This is a genomic window from Sulfurospirillum diekertiae, from assembly GCF_002162315.1.
Lineage (GTDB): Bacteria > Campylobacterota > Campylobacteria > Campylobacterales > Sulfurospirillaceae > Sulfurospirillum.
Genome location: NZ_CP021416.1, coordinates 1,586,602 through 1,602,978 on the forward strand (window position 1 = coordinate 1,586,602; position 16,377 = coordinate 1,602,978).

The 16,377-nt window shown below is 38.7% G+C and carries 16 protein-coding genes; 6 read left to right on the forward strand and 10 right to left on the reverse strand.

Going from position 1 to position 16,377, the window contains the following annotated elements:
• Positions 1-2: 2 nt before the first annotated feature.
• On the reverse strand, positions 3-1,184 hold the full coding sequence (locus Sdiek1_RS08150) for a methyl-accepting chemotaxis protein (RefSeq protein WP_087438668.1): 1,182 nt from the start codon (positions 1,182-1,184) through the stop codon (positions 3-5).
• 124 nt (positions 1,185-1,308) lie between these two features.
• Between Sdiek1_RS08150 and Sdiek1_RS08155 the strand changes: the two genes are divergently transcribed.
• Together Sdiek1_RS08155 and ilvA are read left to right on the forward strand one after the other, a co-directional pair.
• Positions 1,309-1,743: a CoA-binding protein gene (locus Sdiek1_RS08155; protein WP_087438669.1), complete on the forward strand. Its 435-nt coding sequence runs from the start codon at positions 1,309-1,311 to the stop codon at positions 1,741-1,743.
• Position 1,744: 1 nt separating this feature from the next.
• Complete coding sequence (ilvA, locus tag Sdiek1_RS08160; protein WP_087438670.1) at positions 1,745-2,956, forward strand: threonine ammonia-lyase; 1,212 nt, start codon at positions 1,745-1,747, stop codon at positions 2,954-2,956.
• A gap of 32 nt (positions 2,957-2,988) precedes the next feature.
• Here ilvA and Sdiek1_RS08165 read toward each other — a convergent pair whose 3' ends face one another.
• The 5 genes from Sdiek1_RS08165 to Sdiek1_RS08185 all read right to left on the reverse strand — a co-directional run bounded on the left by Sdiek1_RS08165 (position 2,989) and on the right by Sdiek1_RS08185 (position 7,560).
• The gene (locus Sdiek1_RS08165; RefSeq protein WP_226372173.1) at positions 2,989-3,441 is read right to left on the reverse strand and encodes a hypothetical protein; all 453 of its coding nucleotides are present in this window, start codon (positions 3,439-3,441) and stop codon (positions 2,989-2,991) included.
• Between the two features lie 26 nt (positions 3,442-3,467).
• On the reverse strand, positions 3,468-4,214 hold the full coding sequence (locus Sdiek1_RS08170) for an amino acid ABC transporter ATP-binding protein (protein ID WP_087438671.1): 747 nt from the start codon (positions 4,212-4,214) through the stop codon (positions 3,468-3,470).
• An 8-nt stretch (positions 4,215-4,222) separates the two neighbouring features.
• Positions 4,223-5,308 (reverse strand): amino acid ABC transporter permease, encoded by a 1,086-nt coding sequence (locus Sdiek1_RS08175; protein WP_087438672.1) that lies wholly within the window; start codon positions 5,306-5,308, stop codon positions 4,223-4,225.
• 1 nt (position 5,309) lies between these two features.
• Entirely contained in the window at positions 5,310-6,464 is a 1,155-nt protein-coding gene (locus tag Sdiek1_RS08180; RefSeq protein WP_087438673.1) for an amino acid ABC transporter permease, read from the reverse strand.
• A gap of 70 nt (positions 6,465-6,534) precedes the next feature.
• Positions 6,535-7,560, reverse strand: coding sequence for an amino acid ABC transporter substrate-binding protein (locus tag Sdiek1_RS08185; RefSeq protein ID WP_238098886.1), 1,026 nt, complete (start codon positions 7,558-7,560; stop codon positions 6,535-6,537).
• A gap of 256 nt (positions 7,561-7,816) precedes the next feature.
• Between Sdiek1_RS08185 and Sdiek1_RS08190 the strand changes: the two genes are divergently transcribed.
• Positions 7,817-9,181 carry a class II 3-deoxy-7-phosphoheptulonate synthase gene (locus Sdiek1_RS08190; protein WP_087438675.1) on the forward strand — a complete coding sequence of 455 codons (1,365 nt, stop codon included), beginning with the start codon at positions 7,817-7,819 and terminating at the stop codon, positions 9,179-9,181.
• Positions 9,182-9,223: 42 nt separating this feature from the next.
• Here Sdiek1_RS08190 and Sdiek1_RS08195 read toward each other — a convergent pair whose 3' ends face one another.
• From Sdiek1_RS08195 to Sdiek1_RS08210, 4 genes are read right to left on the reverse strand one after another with little or no spacing between them, the layout of a single operon-like run.
• Positions 9,224-9,502: a DnaJ domain-containing protein gene (locus tag Sdiek1_RS08195; protein WP_087438676.1), complete on the reverse strand. Its 279-nt coding sequence runs from the start codon at positions 9,500-9,502 to the stop codon at positions 9,224-9,226.
• 11 nt (positions 9,503-9,513) lie between these two features.
• The gene (locus Sdiek1_RS08200) at positions 9,514-10,134 is read right to left on the reverse strand and encodes a DedA family protein (RefSeq protein ID WP_087438677.1); all 621 of its coding nucleotides are present in this window, start codon (positions 10,132-10,134) and stop codon (positions 9,514-9,516) included.
• 7 nt (positions 10,135-10,141) lie between these two features.
• Positions 10,142-10,726 carry an ATP-binding cassette domain-containing protein gene (locus tag Sdiek1_RS08205; protein ID WP_087438678.1) on the reverse strand — a complete coding sequence of 195 codons (585 nt, stop codon included), beginning with the start codon at positions 10,724-10,726 and terminating at the stop codon, positions 10,142-10,144.
• Positions 10,723-11,958 carry a glutamate-5-semialdehyde dehydrogenase gene (locus Sdiek1_RS08210; RefSeq protein WP_087438679.1) on the reverse strand — a complete coding sequence of 412 codons (1,236 nt, stop codon included), beginning with the start codon at positions 11,956-11,958 and terminating at the stop codon, positions 10,723-10,725. Before Sdiek1_RS08210 ends, Sdiek1_RS08205 begins: the two co-directional genes overlap by 4 nt.
• 119 nt (positions 11,959-12,077) lie before the next feature.
• Between Sdiek1_RS08210 and Sdiek1_RS08215 the strand changes: the two genes are divergently transcribed.
• The 3 genes from Sdiek1_RS08215 to Sdiek1_RS08225 are packed head-to-tail and all read left to right on the forward strand — an operon-like array spanning position 12,078 to position 16,375.
• Positions 12,078-13,031 (forward strand): NAD(P)-binding domain-containing protein, encoded by a 954-nt coding sequence (locus Sdiek1_RS08215; protein ID WP_087438680.1) that lies wholly within the window; start codon positions 12,078-12,080, stop codon positions 13,029-13,031.
• A gap of 16 nt (positions 13,032-13,047) precedes the next feature.
• The gene (locus tag Sdiek1_RS08220; protein ID WP_087438681.1) at positions 13,048-15,045 is read left to right on the forward strand and encodes a hypothetical protein; all 1,998 of its coding nucleotides are present in this window, start codon (positions 13,048-13,050) and stop codon (positions 15,043-15,045) included.
• Complete coding sequence (locus Sdiek1_RS08225; protein WP_151897983.1) at positions 15,038-16,375, forward strand: coiled-coil domain-containing protein; 1,338 nt, start codon at positions 15,038-15,040, stop codon at positions 16,373-16,375. Before Sdiek1_RS08220 ends, Sdiek1_RS08225 begins: the two co-directional genes overlap by 8 nt.
• Positions 16,376-16,377 lie beyond the last annotated feature (2 nt).

Below are 16,377 nucleotides of genomic sequence, written 5' to 3' on the forward strand. Positions count from 1 at the left end.
GGTTAAATCTTAAAGAGCGCAAGTTTAGAAGCAAGTGTATTAGAAAGATTCAAAAGCTCATCTGATGAAGTGTTAAGGTTTTCAACATCACTACTGTTTTGTAAAGATGATTCATAAATCTGACCAATATTTTTAATGATCGTTGCTGTATTTTGGGAAAGACGTTGAGAAACTTCCGAAGCAATTTGTGAAGCATCAGACGCCTCTTTGATGATCGTTTCCGTGTCGCTAATCTTAAGCTCAACCTCTTCAGAATTAATCGCCATTTGCTCAATAAACTTATAATTCTCACTCATCTGACCACTGGCATCCATAATGTTTTGCACAATCACATTAATCGTTGCATTAATTTCCGTCAGACTTCGTTGCGTACGTTCTGCCAGATTTCTAACTTCATCGGCAACAACGGCAAATCCACGACCATGTTCACCTGCTCGTGCCGCTTCAATAGCAGCATTAAGGGCTAGAAGATTGGTCTGATCGGCAATGTCAGCGATCACAGTGAGTACACTTTTAACTTGATTGGCATCCTGACTGAGTTGTTGAAGCCGATCTGACGTGTGCGATTCAACTTCAGAAGCTTGCTGAATATTGGCGACTAAATTTTTAATCTCTTGTGTTGTTGTATAGAGTGTTTGAGACGCATTAAAGATATTTTCACTAGTTTGCGTTGCGTTGAGTGTATTTTGTTCCAAGGTTATTTTCATAGCATCACCCAAATCTTTCGTCTGTTTGACAAAATCACGCTCTGCTACCATTCGTTTGTCCACTTCGTGCGAAATGGCTGAAAATTGATTTGCCATAGTTGCACTCTCTGTAGACGTTTTTGTTGAAGCAACAATGGTACTATGAATCTTTTCAATAAAGTGATTGATATTTTCAGATAAATCTGCTATCTCATCTTTAGAATTAATTTGAATACGTTTGGTAAGATCGCCACTTCCTTTGGCAAGATCAAGTGTAATGATGGAGAGTGCATCAATAGAATTGGTCATACTGACAACCATAACACGGGTAAAAATGAAGAAAAATACCATTCCACCAACAGATCCAGCAATTAAAATCAATCGCTCTGTCCCTGTAATTAAAAATGAGACTAATATAATATTTGCCATAAAACCACATAAGGTTCCAATTGCTAAAAACCAGCCCTTCGTTTTAATCTTAATCTGATTCAAAAACATTAACTCTCCTTGTAAATATAAACCAATCGATTATAACAAATTCATACAATTAAAGCCATGGATAATCGCGCCAAAAGATTGTGTGTGCTATACTCACGACTTAAATTTTTTTAAAGGAGCAATAATGGAATGCGATATTTCAAATATTAGCATGCCTGGTGATGCGGGCATTAAAGACATTTTTTCGATGTGTAAGAGTATTGCCATTATTGGTTTATCTCCAGATCCGACCAAAGATAGCCATAAAGTGGCACGCTACTTGCAAGAACATGGGTTTAAAATTTATCCGATCTATCCTAAAGAAGAGATAATTTTAGGTGAAAAAGTTTACCGAACTCTTTTAGATATTCCTGAGAGTGTGGATATGGTAGACATGTTCCGCAAGCCTGAAATTGCGGATGGTTTGATCGAAGAAGTTTTAAAAAAAGGTGATGTAAAAGTCTTTTGGTTACAACTGGGCATCGTCAACAATCAAGCGTGTACAAAAGCACATGAAAATGGCTTGATTGCAGTACAAAATCGATGTACCAAAGTAGAATATGAAAGGTTAATGAAATAAAATGATAGCTCTTAGTGAAATAGTCAAAGCAAAACGACAACTTAACAATGTTATTACCCAAACGCCGTGTTCTTTAGCGCCTCATTTAAGTGAGGAAGTAGGAGCGCAAGTCTATCTTAAAAAAGAGAATCTCCAAATTACAGGGGCTTATAAACTCAGAGGTGCTTACAATAAAATAGCCTCTTTAACCAAAGAAGAGCGCAAAAAAGGTGTTATTGCGGCAAGTGCTGGCAATCATGCACAAGGTGTTGCCTACTCTGCGCGTAGCTTTGGCATTAAAGCAACCATTGTTATGCCTGAAGCGACTCCCCTTTTAAAAGTCACGGGAACTAAAGATTTGGGTGCAGAAGTGATACTCAGTGGTGATAATTACGATGAAGCGTACGCATATGCGCTAACGTATGCCAATGAGCATAGCTTAACGTTTATTCATCCTTTTGAAGATGACAAAGTCATAGCAGGTCAAGGCACTGTTGCATTAGAAATGATGGATGAAGTGAATGACCTTGACATCATTGTTATTCCAATAGGAGGAGGAGGGCTCATCAGCGGCATGGCTTCGGCTATCAAGCAAATTGATCCTAAAATCAAAGTCATTGGCGTCAATGCTTCGGGCGCTCCTGCGATGTTTGAGTCCTACTGTGCTAAAAAAGCGATTAATTCTAAAAGTGTACGTACCATTGCTGATGGTATCGCAGTACGGGATGTGAGTGAATCCAATTTAGCCCATATTTTAGAGTGTGTGGATGAAGTAGTCACGGTGGATGACGAAGAGATAGCTGCTGCAATTTTATTCTTGCTTGAGCGCCAAAAATTAGTCGTTGAAGGTGGCGGAGCTGCTAGTGTCGCCGCCATTATGCATCAAAAATTTGCCTACACAAAAGATATGAAAATAGGTGCAGTGCTAAGTGGCGGAAATATTGATGTACAGATGCTTTCAATCATCATTGAAAAAGGTCTCATCAAATCACACCGCAAAATGAAATTGGTGATTACGCTGATTGATAAACCGGGCTCACTGATGCGCCTGACAGACCTATTTAAAAATGCCAATGCCAATATTATCCAGATTGATTATGACCGATTCTCAACAACACTGTCGTATGGTGATGCACAAATAACCATTATGCTAGAAACTAAAGGACTTGAGCATCAAAAGATGATTCGTACGCTTTTAGAAGAGGCTGGGTATCTCTTTAAGGAAGAGGTTTAAAAGAAGAGAGTGAGGCTATAAAACCTCACTCTTTAGTTCAGTTGTTCGTACGCTTTTAAAAGTCTTTCTCTGAGTTGATCAGAAAGAGCTTCTCCCTCGACACAATACTCTTTGAGAAAATCATCTAAATGACTTAAAAGATCAAAAAGGTCAGCTTCGATCTCTTTTGAGCTCTTTTTCTTGGCCATCATGGTTTCAAAAAAGACCAATTTACGAATAAAATTAGAGAGCAATTCAAGTGCTTCTTCTTCGTTTTTTCCCTCTATCAGTTTAAAGGGACGTTCAATGGGTGATTTGGAACTATCAAGGCTCTGTTTAATCTCACGCACATGCTCTTGAATAATAGCCGAAAATTTTGCATAACGATCATAGGCACTCTCATCCGCAAAAGAATCAAATTTATTGGTTAACTTGCCTATCTGTTTTATCAAAATAAACGCCACCATCGCAACAACCATCACAACAGGAATTAATTGCTCCATCATTTCTTATCCTTACATGTAAAACAAAATCAATGTGATAAGATTTGCTCCAAAAAGAGTTTAAGACGATCGGACTCAGGATTTTGGAAAAACTCTTCAGGTGTGTTTTCTTCAACGATTTGACCGGCATCCATAAAGATGATTCTATCAGCCACTTTTTTTGCAAAGCCCATTTCATGAGTAACACACACCATTGTTTTATCTTCACGTGCTAATTCTATCATAACATCCAAAACTTCAGCAACCATTTCAGGGTCAAGGGCAGAAGTTGGCTCATCAAAGAGCATTATCTTAGGGTTTTTACACAAACTACGTGCTATTGCCACACGTTGTTGTTGTCCTCCTGAGAGTTGATTGGGGAATTTATGGGCTTGGTTAGCAATGCCAACACGCTCTAGGTATTTCATTGCCATGGCTTCTGCTTCTTTACGTGGCATTTTTCTAACCCAAAGAGGTGCTAACGTCAGGTTGTCTAAAATCGTTAAATGAGGGAAGAGGTTGAAGTGTTGAAACACCATAGCCACTTCTTCACGAATCGCTTTGATCTTTTTAACATCGTTAACAAGCTCAATGCCATCAACCAAAATACTACCTTCTTGGAATTGCTCAAGGTAATTAATACAACGAATGAGGGTTGATTTACCTGACCCTGAAGGTCCACAGACAACGATGATTTCACCTTTATTGATGGTAAGGTTAATATCTTTTAAAACGTGAAAATCCCCGTACCATTTGTTTAAGTTTTTAATTTCTATGATTTCTTTTCTATCTTTCATCTTCTATCCTATCTCAAATTGGTATTAAATCGTTTTTCAAGCTTTTGGCTAAAGTTAGACATTGAGTAACAAAAGAACCAAAAGATAAAGGTAACAAACACATAGCCTTCAGTCTCATAACCCAACCAATACGAATCGGCAGCACTTAAACGTACCATGGCGAGGAGATCAAAGAGTCCAATAATAAGTACCAGCGTTGTATCTTGGAAAAGAGCAATGGAAACGCCTACAAGGTTAGGAATAGCTACTTTGAGGGCTTGAGGCAATATGACTAAAAACATTTTTTGCCAATAAGAAAGGCCTATCGCATCAGCAGCTTCATACTGTCCTTTCGGAATAGATTGAAGTCCACCGCGGATATTTTCAGCGATATAAGCTGATTCAAACAATGCGATACCAATGAGCGCACGTAGAAGTTTGTCAAAAGAGATACCTTCAGGAAAAAAGAGTGGCAAAATAATCGATGACATAAAGAGAATTGTGATCAGTGGCACACCACGAATAAACTCAATGTAAGTCACACTGATACTTTTTATAATCGGCAAATGAGATGCTCGACCTAGAGCCAAAATAACACCAATGGGGAATGCTGCGACAATACCTACCGCGGCAACCACAATGGTCAGCATTAGTCCACCCCATTTATCGGTTGGAACAACTTGCATGCCAAAAAAGCCACCGTGGACCAAGAAAAAACCGATGATAAAATAGACATGTGCCAACACAATTTTTGCTACTGAGTTTTTAAGGTACTTAAAAGATGCAAGCAAGACGAAAAAAAGTATATAAATACTATTGACTCTCCATCTAAGTTCTGAAGGGTAGAAGCCATACATAAACATATCGATCTTCATACGTATAAATACCCAACATGCTCCGCCACTCACACAATCTTCACGCGTTGATCCTGAAAAATTAGCATTAATATATGCCCATTTGATAAAAGGAGGAATGATCCAAAAAAGAATCATCACACCTAAAAGCGTCAAGGCGACATTCATTGGTGAAGAGAAAAGGTTTTCTCGAATCCAAAAGGTAGCTCCTTTGGTATTGATAGGAGCTTTACGTTCTTGTTTTTTTTCATAAATTGCCATATTAACGCTCCTGAATCTTCATTTTGTGGTTAAACCAGTTGAGTATTGCTGAGACAATTAAACTGATGATGAGATAAACGAGCATGGTCATCGAAATGATCTCAATCGCTTGCCCCACCTGATTCAGAGATGTGCCTGCAAAAACAGTCACAATTTCAGGATAACCAACGGCTGTTGCCAAAGAGGAGTTCTTAATAAGGTTAAGATACTGATTGATAATTGGAGGAATTGCAATACGGATTGCTTGGGGAAGAATAACCAATTTTAAAGATTGGTACGGACTAAAACCCATCGAAGCTGCTGCTTCTTTTTGACCATGTCCTACGGCCTCAATACCTGAACGAACTGCCTCAGCAATAAATGTTGCCGTATAGATCGTTAATGCAAATGTGAGTGCCAAAAACTCAGGTGAGAGTGTTTTGCCACCTTTGAAGTTAAAGCCTACGAGTTCTGGAAAATTAAAATTAAGATGAGTTCCACCAATAAAATATGCAAGGATAGGGAAAACAATAAACATTCCTATTGCAAAAGGGTAGACCATAAAATCTTGCCCTGTTAGAACTTTACGTTTATTTGCCCATGCGTTAAGTGCAAAAGAGGCACAAAGTGCCAGAAAAAGACTTGCAAGCATAACAAAAAAGGTAGTATTGTACTCAGGTTGGGGGAAATAGAGACCTCTGTTATTAATAAAAATTGTATCAAAAAAGTTGAAACTCTGTTTAGGATTTGGCATGGAACGAAGAACAACGTTATACCAAAAGAGTATTTGAAGAAGAAGAGGTATATTTCTAAAAAAATCGACATACGATTTTGCAAGTTTTGCAATCAACCAGTTGCGCGATAGTCTCAATATGCCTATAATGAGTCCTACAATGGTTGCACAAAGGATACCAACAAAAGCGATGATAAGTGTATTTAAAAGCCCTACAACAAAAACGCGTCCATGGGTACTCTCTTCTGAGTACGCAATAGGAGATTGATCGATACCAAATCCAGCTGTGCCATTCAAAAAGCCAAAGCCTGTTTGAATGCCTCTTTGTTCTATATTGGCGACAGTGTTGGTGCCAATATACCACAAAAAAGCAACCAAGCCAATAACGGTTAATAATTGGAAAAGAATTCCTCGAATCTTTTGATTTCTCAAAAGTACTAGCATACGTGTCCTTTATACGTTAAGATTAAGGGCAGAATGATCTGCCCTCAGTGTTTTACTGTTTTTTAATCTACTATCTAAAAGGAGGAGCGTATTGTAAGCCGCCTTGATTCCAAAGAGCGTTATAACCTCTTTTAATTTTCAGTGGAGAGCCTTCGCCTACAGTACTTTCAAATGACTCACCGTAGTTACCGACTTGCTTGACGATGTTATAAGCAAAATCTTTTTTAAGACCTAAATTCTCACCCATTTGACCTTCAACACCTAAAAGACGTTTGATGTCTGGATTGTCAGATTTAAGCATTGCATCAACATTTTTGCTCGTTACGCCAGATTCTTCTGCAGTAACCATCGCATAAAATGACCATCTCACGATATCAAACCATTTACCATCACCTTTACGAACAACAGGTCCTAAAGGCTCTTTAGAGATAACTTCAGGAAGTACGATAGAATCTTCAGGTTTTAAAAGTTTGATTCTCAAGCCGTAAAGTTGTGATTGATCAGAAGTTAAAACGTCACATCTACCACTTTCATACGCTTTAACAACTTGATCATTAGTGTCATAAGATACGATTTTATATTTTAGTTTATGACTTCTAAAGTAGTCAGCAACGTTAAGTTCTGTTGTGGTTCCTGTTTGAAGGCAGATAGAAGCGCCATCAAGCTCTTTAGCACTTTTGACACCCAATTTTTTAGTGACCATAAAGCCTTGACCATCATAGTAGTTAACACCGGCAAAGTTTAAACCCAAAGAAGTATCTCTGGTTTCTGTCCATGTTGTGTTACGTGAAAGCATATCGATCTCGCCTGATTGAAGAGCTGTCAAACGCTCTTTAGCATTAAGAGCAATGTATTTAACTTTTTTAGCATCGCCAAAAACGGCAGCTGCAACAGCACGACAAACGTCAACATCAATACCTTTATAGATACCATCACTTCCTACTTCAGAAAAGCCTGGTAATCCACCATCAACACCACACTTAACAAAACCTTGTTTTTGTACTTCGCCGAGAGTATCCGCACTAAGTGTTGTTGCGCCAAAGCCCAACACAGTAATTGTTGCTAAAGAGATTTTAGCGAGTTTAGATCGTAACATCATTATCTTCCTTTCAAAGTTGATGCAAGAATTCTAACACTAAATTTTATTTTTTGGCGAAAAAACTGCCTATTTATTAATCAGTTACAGCAGGTGAGTAGAATCTACATTCTTTAAAGAAATATTTTATTTTTGCATATTTTATAAGATAAAACCACCTTATACCCTCATAGATTTATGCGTGTTATCTGAACCATTCAATTCTCTTTAAAGCCAATCACATTATAATAAGTAAAAATTCAATTAAGGGTCTTTTATGAGTTCTTGGACACGCGCATCATGGAGAGAAAAACCAATTAAGCAACAACCAACGTATACCAACCAAGAGTTGTTGAAAAATATTGAACAAGAACTGAGCAAATATCCTCCCCTTGTTTTTGCAGGCGAAGTTAGACAGCTCAAAGCCTCATTAGCTGATGTTGTCGCTGGAAAAGCTTTTTTACTTCAAGGTGGAGATTGTGCAGAAAGTTTTAGCGAATTTAACGCTGTTAATATTCGTGATATGTTTAAAGTTATGCTTCAAATGGCGGTTGTTTTAACCTTTGCAGGTGGTTGTCCCATCGTTAAAGTAGGGCGACTAGCGGGTCAATTTGCCAAGCCTAGATCATCTGATTATGAAGAGATGAATGGTGTAAAGCTTCCAAGTTACCGTGGTGACATCATCAATGACATTGAATTTACCGAAGATGCAAGAATCCCAAATCCAAAAAGAATGCTCAAAGCCTACAACCAATCAGCGGCAACAATGAATCTTTTACGTGCCTTTTCACGCGGTGGTTTGGCGGATCTTCACCAAGTCCATAAATGGACGTTAGGCTTTGTATCAGCCAGTCCTTTGGGCAAACGTTACCAACATCTTTGTGATCGCATTTCTGAGACATTGGCTTTTATGGAAGCGTGCGGTATCACCTCTGCTAATACACCAAATATCAACGAAACAGTCGTTTACACTTCCCATGAAGCATTGCTTCTTAACTATGAAGAAGCATTGACACGTCAAGATAGCTTGACGGGGGACTGGTATGATTGTTCAGCTCATATGCTTTGGATTGGTGATCGCACCCGTGATGTGGATGATGCGCATGTGGAATTTCTCACAGGGGTTAAAAACCCTATTGGCATCAAAGCAGGACCTAGCATGACGGCTGAGGGCTTAATGAAGCTTATCCATAAACTAAACCCTGAAAATGAGCCAGGGCGTCTTAATATCATCGTGCGTATGGGTGCAGACAAGATTGAAAAAGAGTTCCCAAAATTGGTGCAGGCGGTTAAAGCTTCTGGTGCACATGTGCTTTGGAGCATCGATCCAATGCACGGTAACACCATCAAAGCATCCAATAATTACAAAACACGCTCGTTCGATGAAGTGTTGCGCGAAGTTAAAGGCTTCTTTAAAGTCCACGAAGAAGAGGGTACTTTCCCTGGTGGCGTTCACTTAGAAATGACAGGACAAGATGTGACTGAGTGTATCGGTGGAGCCCAAGATATCACCGAAGAGAACCTTGCATGCCGCTATCAAACACAGTGCGACCCACGCCTCAACGCCAACCAAGCCTTAGAGCTTGCATTTCTGATAGCAGACTCCCTCAAAGACGCTCGTCAACGATTTTTAGCGCAATAAAATTGCTTTACATGTAAAGGTGAAAATCTTTACATGTAAAACTCATCTTCCACTCAGCCAATCACTCTTCGAGAATGGATACTGTTTTTTAAACTCTACTTCATCAAAATCAAAACGGTAATTTTCCATATACGTTTTTACTAACTGGTACGCATCGTTGATTGCTTGAAATTTGACAGTATCGCCATTTGGGGCGTCTGGATGAAATTCTTTGGAGAGGGAAAGGTAAAGTTTGTGAAGAGTCTTTTTATCGGTTTTGGAGACAACGCCCAAGGTTGTGAGTGCTTTTTCAAAATCACTGTACTCTAAACCTTGGAACATCGCTTCTCCTTTTAAAGCTTCTTAGCGCTTCGTTTGCGCTCTTTTTTCTTGTGTAGCCAAATGTAAATAGCAGCAAAGATAACAATAAAAACGATCAATGCTATTGATATTGTGTGTAAATGCTCATTGAGGAGCGCTTCATTTTGACCAAAGAAATAGCCTAAAAATGTCAAAATACTAACCCAAATACCCGCTCCAAAGCCTGTGTAAAAACAAAAAAGTCCTAAATGCATACGTGCCAAGCCAGCAGGCAAAGAAATGTAGTGGCGAATCACAGGAATCAGTCTTGCGGTAAACGTTGAGAATGAACCGTGTGTTTTAAAAAACAGTTCGACTTTTTCCAGCGTTTCTGGCTTAATAAAAACATAATGTCCATACTTCAAAATCAACTTTCGACCTAACTTGACTGCCAAATAATAGTTCAAAAGTGCACCTGAAATGCTTCCGAGCGTTCCAAGGGCAATCACAACAACTAAATTCATCTCGCCTTTGGCACACAAATACCCAGCGGGTATCATCACCACTTCGCTGGGGAGTGGGAAAATACTGCTTTCAATCAACATCATTATAAAAATACCAAGGTATCCTAAAACTCCAACGGTTTGAACAATCCAATCAATAATAGCGTGCATAAAACTCCTATTTTGTTTCTTTTAACTCAATCATACGATCACTGCACCACGATGCTAAATCTTTATCGTGTGTGATAAGCAAAATACCTATTCGGTCTAAAAACTGCATCAACAGTTGCATGACATGTAATCCTGTAATGTTATCGAGCGCAGAGGTGGGCTCATCGGCTAAGATGAGGGCAGGTTTCATCAATAGTGCTCTTAAAATAGAGCATCTTTGAAGCTGTCCACCACTGAGTTGATGCGGTTTTTGAGCCAATACCTCCGTGTCAAGATCAAGTGCATCGCATAACTGATGCAAATCGTGTAAAGGAGCAACATCGCTGATCTGATTGACAATGGTATAGGTCGGATGAAACGATGTGTAAGGGTCTTGAAAAATCTGCGAAAGTTTCATCGCATGAATCGTGCCACTCTTGGCTTTCAGGTTTCCTGCAATGAGCTCAAAAAGTGTACTTTTCCCACTTCCACTTGCCCCCAATATGGCAACGACTTCTCCAACCTTTACATGTAAAGAAAAATTGTCATATAAAAGCTTGGAATTTGGGTAGGCAAAGCTTAGATTTTCAATGCGTAAAACCTCTTGGCTCATGCGCGAATTTGCCCTTTGCCATAAACTTTGAATTTGTAAGTGGTCAGGTCATTAATGCCCATAGGTCCACGTGCATGAAGTTTGTTGGTGCTGATGCCTACTTCCGCGCCAAAACCAAACTCACCACCATCTGTAAAACGGGTGGAAGCATTGGCATAAACCGTTGCCGCGTCAACTTCATTTAAAAAGCGTTCAACGGTAGTATAATTTTCACTCAAAATGGCTTCAGAATGCGAAGAGCCAAACTCCGCAATATGGGCTATTGCTTCATCTACGCTTTCAACGATCTTGATATTGAGAGCATTACGAAGGTGTTCGGTATGGTAATCTTCCTCACTGGCAAGCTTTACATGTAAAAGATTTTGAGTCTTATCACATCCTTTTATCTCCGCTCCAGTCAGCTCAAGCGCCTCTTTCATACGGGGTAAAAAACTTTCCGCCACAGATTCATGAACTAAAAGCGTTTCCAGTGAATTACACGCACTTGGGCGTTGGCATTTGGCGTTTAAAACAATTTCGATGGCTTGGTCTAAATTCGCTTCTTTATCCACATAGGTATGACAGACACCTTTGTCATGTTTTACCACAGGAACGGTTGCATTTTCACTCACAAAACGAATCAACGCCTCACCGCCGCGAGGGATGATAAGATCAACATATTTGTCCATTTTGATCAGCTTAGCAACGCCTTCACGACTGGAATCGGGCAAAAGCGAAATAATCTCTATAGGGAGGTTGAATTTTTCGAGCACTTCTTGTAAAATGGAAGCAATAACTGCATTGCTGTAAAATGCCTCTTTACCACCTTTTAGCACACACGCATTGCCACTTTTAAAGCAAAGAGCGGCGGTATCGCTGGTCACATTGGGACGACTTTCATAGATGATACCCACCACACCAATAGGAATGCTGACTTTTTCAATTCTGAGTCCACTAGGAACAACCCAACCTTCTAAAATACGCCCTACAGGCTCTTTGAGCGCTGCAATTTCGCGAATGGCATTTGCCATATCTGCTATGCGTTGCGTGTTGAGTAAGAGTCGATCAACAAGTGCCGAACTTAAATTGTTTTTCTTGGCTTCCTCTAAATCTTTTTGATTTTCGGTTATGATAAGCGCACTGTGTTTCTCTAAAGCCTCTGCCATATGTGCTAAAACATCCATTTTTGTTTTAGGATCAAGGGTGGCGATAATTCGACTGGCAGATTTGGCATGTTCTAGAAAAGTTTGCACGTTGATAGTTCCTTACAATGGCATTTGATGGGATTTTACACTTTTTATATTTAATGTGTCATAAGTAAGTTCGGGATATAATAGTTAGCATCAGTAGATAATCATACAAGGACACAAGAATGCAACAAATTTACGATTTAGTCATTATTGGTGGTGGACCTGGCGGTATTGGTGCAGCGGTTGAAGCAAAGGTGCTTGGACTGAAACATATTATGATGATTGAAAAGGGTGATAACCATTCACAAACGATCCGCAAATTTTACAAAGATAATAAACGTGTTGATAAAAACTACAAAGGTCAGGAGATCGAACTTAAAGGCTCTATTGATTTCCGTGATGGCACCAAAGAGAGTACGCTAAACTACTTTGACTCACTTTTGGATTCGGGTGAGATTGACTCGGCATTTAACAGCGAAGTTGAGAGTATCATCAAAGAGAACAATGAATTTCGTATTGTGACAACCAAAGCAGGATACAGAGCCAAAAATGTTATCGTTGCTATTGGCACGATGGGAAAACCCAATAAACCCGATTACACACTACCTCTCTCACTCAAAGAACGCATCAATTTCAACTTAGACAAATGTTCACAAAATGAAAAACTATTGATTGTGGGTGGTGGAAACTCTGCCATAGAGTATGCGATAGAGCTTTCCAAAACCAATAACGTTACTGTTAATTATCGTCGTGACACCTTTAGTAGGCTCAACGACATCAATCTTAAGATGATTCAAGAGTTCAATGGACAAGAGAAACTTCGTCTTCGCCTTGGTATGGATATTGTATCGGTAGAAAATGAAAATGGTCTTGTCAAAGTTAACTTTACCGATGGCTATTATACGATTTACGATCGTGTGGTGTATGCAATTGGCGGAACAACACCGGTTGATTTTCTACGAAAATGTGGGATTTCACTTGATAGCGAAGGAAAACCTGAGTTTGATGAAAATTATGAAACCAAAACCAAAGGGCTTTATTTAGCAGGTGACATCGCGGTTAAAAGTGGTGGAAGTATCGCTATTGCGCTTAACCATGCGTATTCTATTGTGTCACATATTTTAAATTCAAAATAATTAAGGCTTTTGATTAATGGCAAAAATTGCTCTCTCTTCTTCGCAGATTTTAAATATAGCACTTGGTGCAATTATCGTAGTTGGAAGTTTAGCTTCTGTAAAATATGGTAATTTTGGTGGAGTCTCTTTTGACGAGCTCGGTGAAAAATACATCAGTAAAAGCGATGTTAAATTTAGTGATCTACCTCAGGATATGCAAAAGCATTATATAGACAAAGACGCGACGATTGAGCAGGGCAAAGATGGCAATCTCTATGAAGATGAATACTTTGACGAACAAGGCAAACCTATTCCTGATTCTGAGTTAACACCTCAAGACTTTAAACGTATGGTCAATAAATTGCAAAAAACACTCCTCTTTGTTCAGCACGATAACCTTTTAATGGCCAATGAAAAAAATGAGCTTTCTAAAAAACTCGAAGAGCAAGACAACGAACTTGAAGAGCAACGCAATCAATTAACCAATAAAAATACCGAACGCCTTAATGAAGCAGAGCAGCAACACTATCGCAACATCAGTGATTTGACGATGAAAATCAATGAGTTGCAAAAGGAAAATGTTGTCATCGCTCAAAAAGCAAACATTGAAGCCAATACCTTAAGAGGTCAAATAGAAGAACTTAAAGCTAAGGCTGTCGATGATGAAGATAAAAAACGTATTGCCATTCAAAAAGCACGCGAAGAAGAGCAAGCAAAGCTAACGGATTACAAAGAAAAAATCAAATTTTTGAACGATCAGATTGCGCTTTTAAACGAGCAAATCAATACAAACAACGAGACAGCTAAAAATGCTTTTACACGTAAGCAAGATGAGATCAACAAACTTAAAGAAGAGATCGTACAAGCGGCAAAAGAGAAAAATGAACTCTTAAATAAACAAACACAATCCTTGCTCCTTTCAGACCAAAAGCATAAAGAAGAGATTGGTAAATACAACGCTACCATAGAACAACTCAAAGCAGATACTGAAAAATTGATTGCTAAAAATCGCCAAGATATGGCGCTTCAAGATGACGATCATCTCAAGAAAATGGCACTTGAAGAGGAAAAAATCAAAGGTCTAAATAATGAGATTGCCAGTTCTAAAAAACATATTGATGCACTCATCCTTGAAAATGAGAAGGATTTTAATAAATTTAAAACCTATCTTGAAGATGAGAAAAAACTCAATAAAGAACTCTCTGCTGCTAATAAAAAGCTTGAAGAAAATGCACAAAACAGCGAAAAAAATCTCAATGCATCCATCTTAAAGCTCAATGAGGAAATTGCTAAAAGAGAGGCTAAGATCAAAGAGTTAGGCGATAAAATAGTAACAATGAACACAGAAAAGCTTAACGTTGAGGAAGAGGTCAAAAAACGAGTCGATGAAAACGACAAGATTCACAATAAAAACTATAAAGTATTTAATGAAAAAATTGCCAGTTTTGATAATGTCAAAAAAGAGTTGATGGCTAAATTTGACAAACAGTTAAGTGATTACAAAGCAACCGTGCAAGAAAACAGTGATCGTATGCAGTTTCATACCGATGAACTCACTGCATCTAATAATGATCTAAAACTCAAATACGACGGAAAAGAGAAAGAGTTACAAGCCCTTAAAACACAACTCGTTGCCTATAAAACAGAGACACAAAAAGGTAAAGAGAGCGATGATGGAAAAATCAAAGAACTTCGCACAGCATTAGATGAACTCAAAGCAAATAGCAAGGCTCAAGAAAACGACTACATCGCTAAAATACAGTTACTTCAAGCAGATATTAAAGAAAAAGAGACGGCGATTGTTTCCAACCGTAAAGATGAAGTTCTCAAAACTTCTGCTTTAGAAAAAGAGATTAAAAGTAAAGCACTTGAGCTCCAAAAAATTCAGACAGAGAATGCACGCAATGAAGGAATGGTTCAAACATTACATGTAAAACTTAAAGATTCAGAAGACAATGCAACAAAGGCAACCAACAAAAAAGTTGAAGAGCTTAAAGCGCAACTTGCAACGATAGAAAAAAAATCGTGTGAGTGAAGATTCAAAAATGGTTGGACTTAAAGACGAACTTCGCCGTAAAGAGATTGAGTATTTAGATGCGCTCAAAGAGAAAGACAAAGAGATTAAAGCTAAAGAAGCGACAATTCTTGCAACCAAAGAGGGGATGAAGAAGATTGAGGGTCTCAAAGCCTCAACAGATGAAAATCTAACGAAACTTAAAGAAGAGTCCAAACAAAAAGAGCTTCAACATTTAGAAGCCACCAAAGCACTTCAAAACGAGATCAAAGCCAAAGAGGCACAATTAACAGCTTCCTCTAAAGAAGAAACCCTTAAAAGCATTGCTTTGGACAAAGAGCTTAAAGCCAAAGAGGCACAACTCTTAGCCTCTAAAGAAGAGATGAAAAAACTTGAAGCGCAAAGAGTTGCAACTGAAGACAAACTCGCCAAACTCAAAGAAGAGTCAAAACAGCAACAGCTTCAAAACTTAGAAGCGACCAAAGCATTGCAAGCAGAGCTAAAAGCAAAAGAGAGCCAAATTGCCTCATTTAATAAAGAAGAGACACTTAAAAGTATCGCTTTAGAAAAAGAGCTCAAAGCTAAAGAAGCCACAATTGTTGCCAATAAAGAGAATTACAAAAAGACAGAAACACTTAAAGCTTCACTTGAAGAGAATATAACGAAACTCAAAGAAGAGTTCAAGCAAAAAGAGCTTCAATATTTAGAGGCGGCGAAAGCACTCCAAGCTGACATCAAAGGAAAAGAGACGCAATTAGGAGCTAGTAAAAAAGATGAAACCCTTAAAATAATTGCACTCGAAAAAGAGCTCAAACAAAAAGAGAGTGTTTTAGCGCAACAACAAGATGATTTTACAAAACGCATTGCTTCCAATGAGCAAACAATCAAAACGCTCAATGAAAAAATAAAGCTGTTAGAAACGGCAACACCAAAAACAGTTGTAGCCAAAACGTCAACACCTTTGCAAAAAGGTCATAAGCCTGTGATGGTTGACAAAGTAACGTGTACCGATATGGGAACAGGTGTCAATGCTATCTCTGAAACCTGTAAAAAAGAGGTTCAGACCTTCCTTGCGAAGTATGACAGCTCTTACCTCTTTGAGGTTGCGCCTATTGTTGACAATGGTGGTTTTGCATCACTCAAGCTGATTAAAAATAAAAAAGTGGGCGTAGAAGATAGTGAAATTGATCGCATTAGTGGACTTGCCAATATTGGACTTGGAAAAGCCAGAGCAAAAGCGGGTGGAGAGCTCGTTGAAACCTATGTAGGAGAAGGCGCAAAAATTAGCTATGCACTTTCAAATATAGAGCAAGATAAAGCACGAGGCTTCCAGATAAGGGTGTATCAATAAAA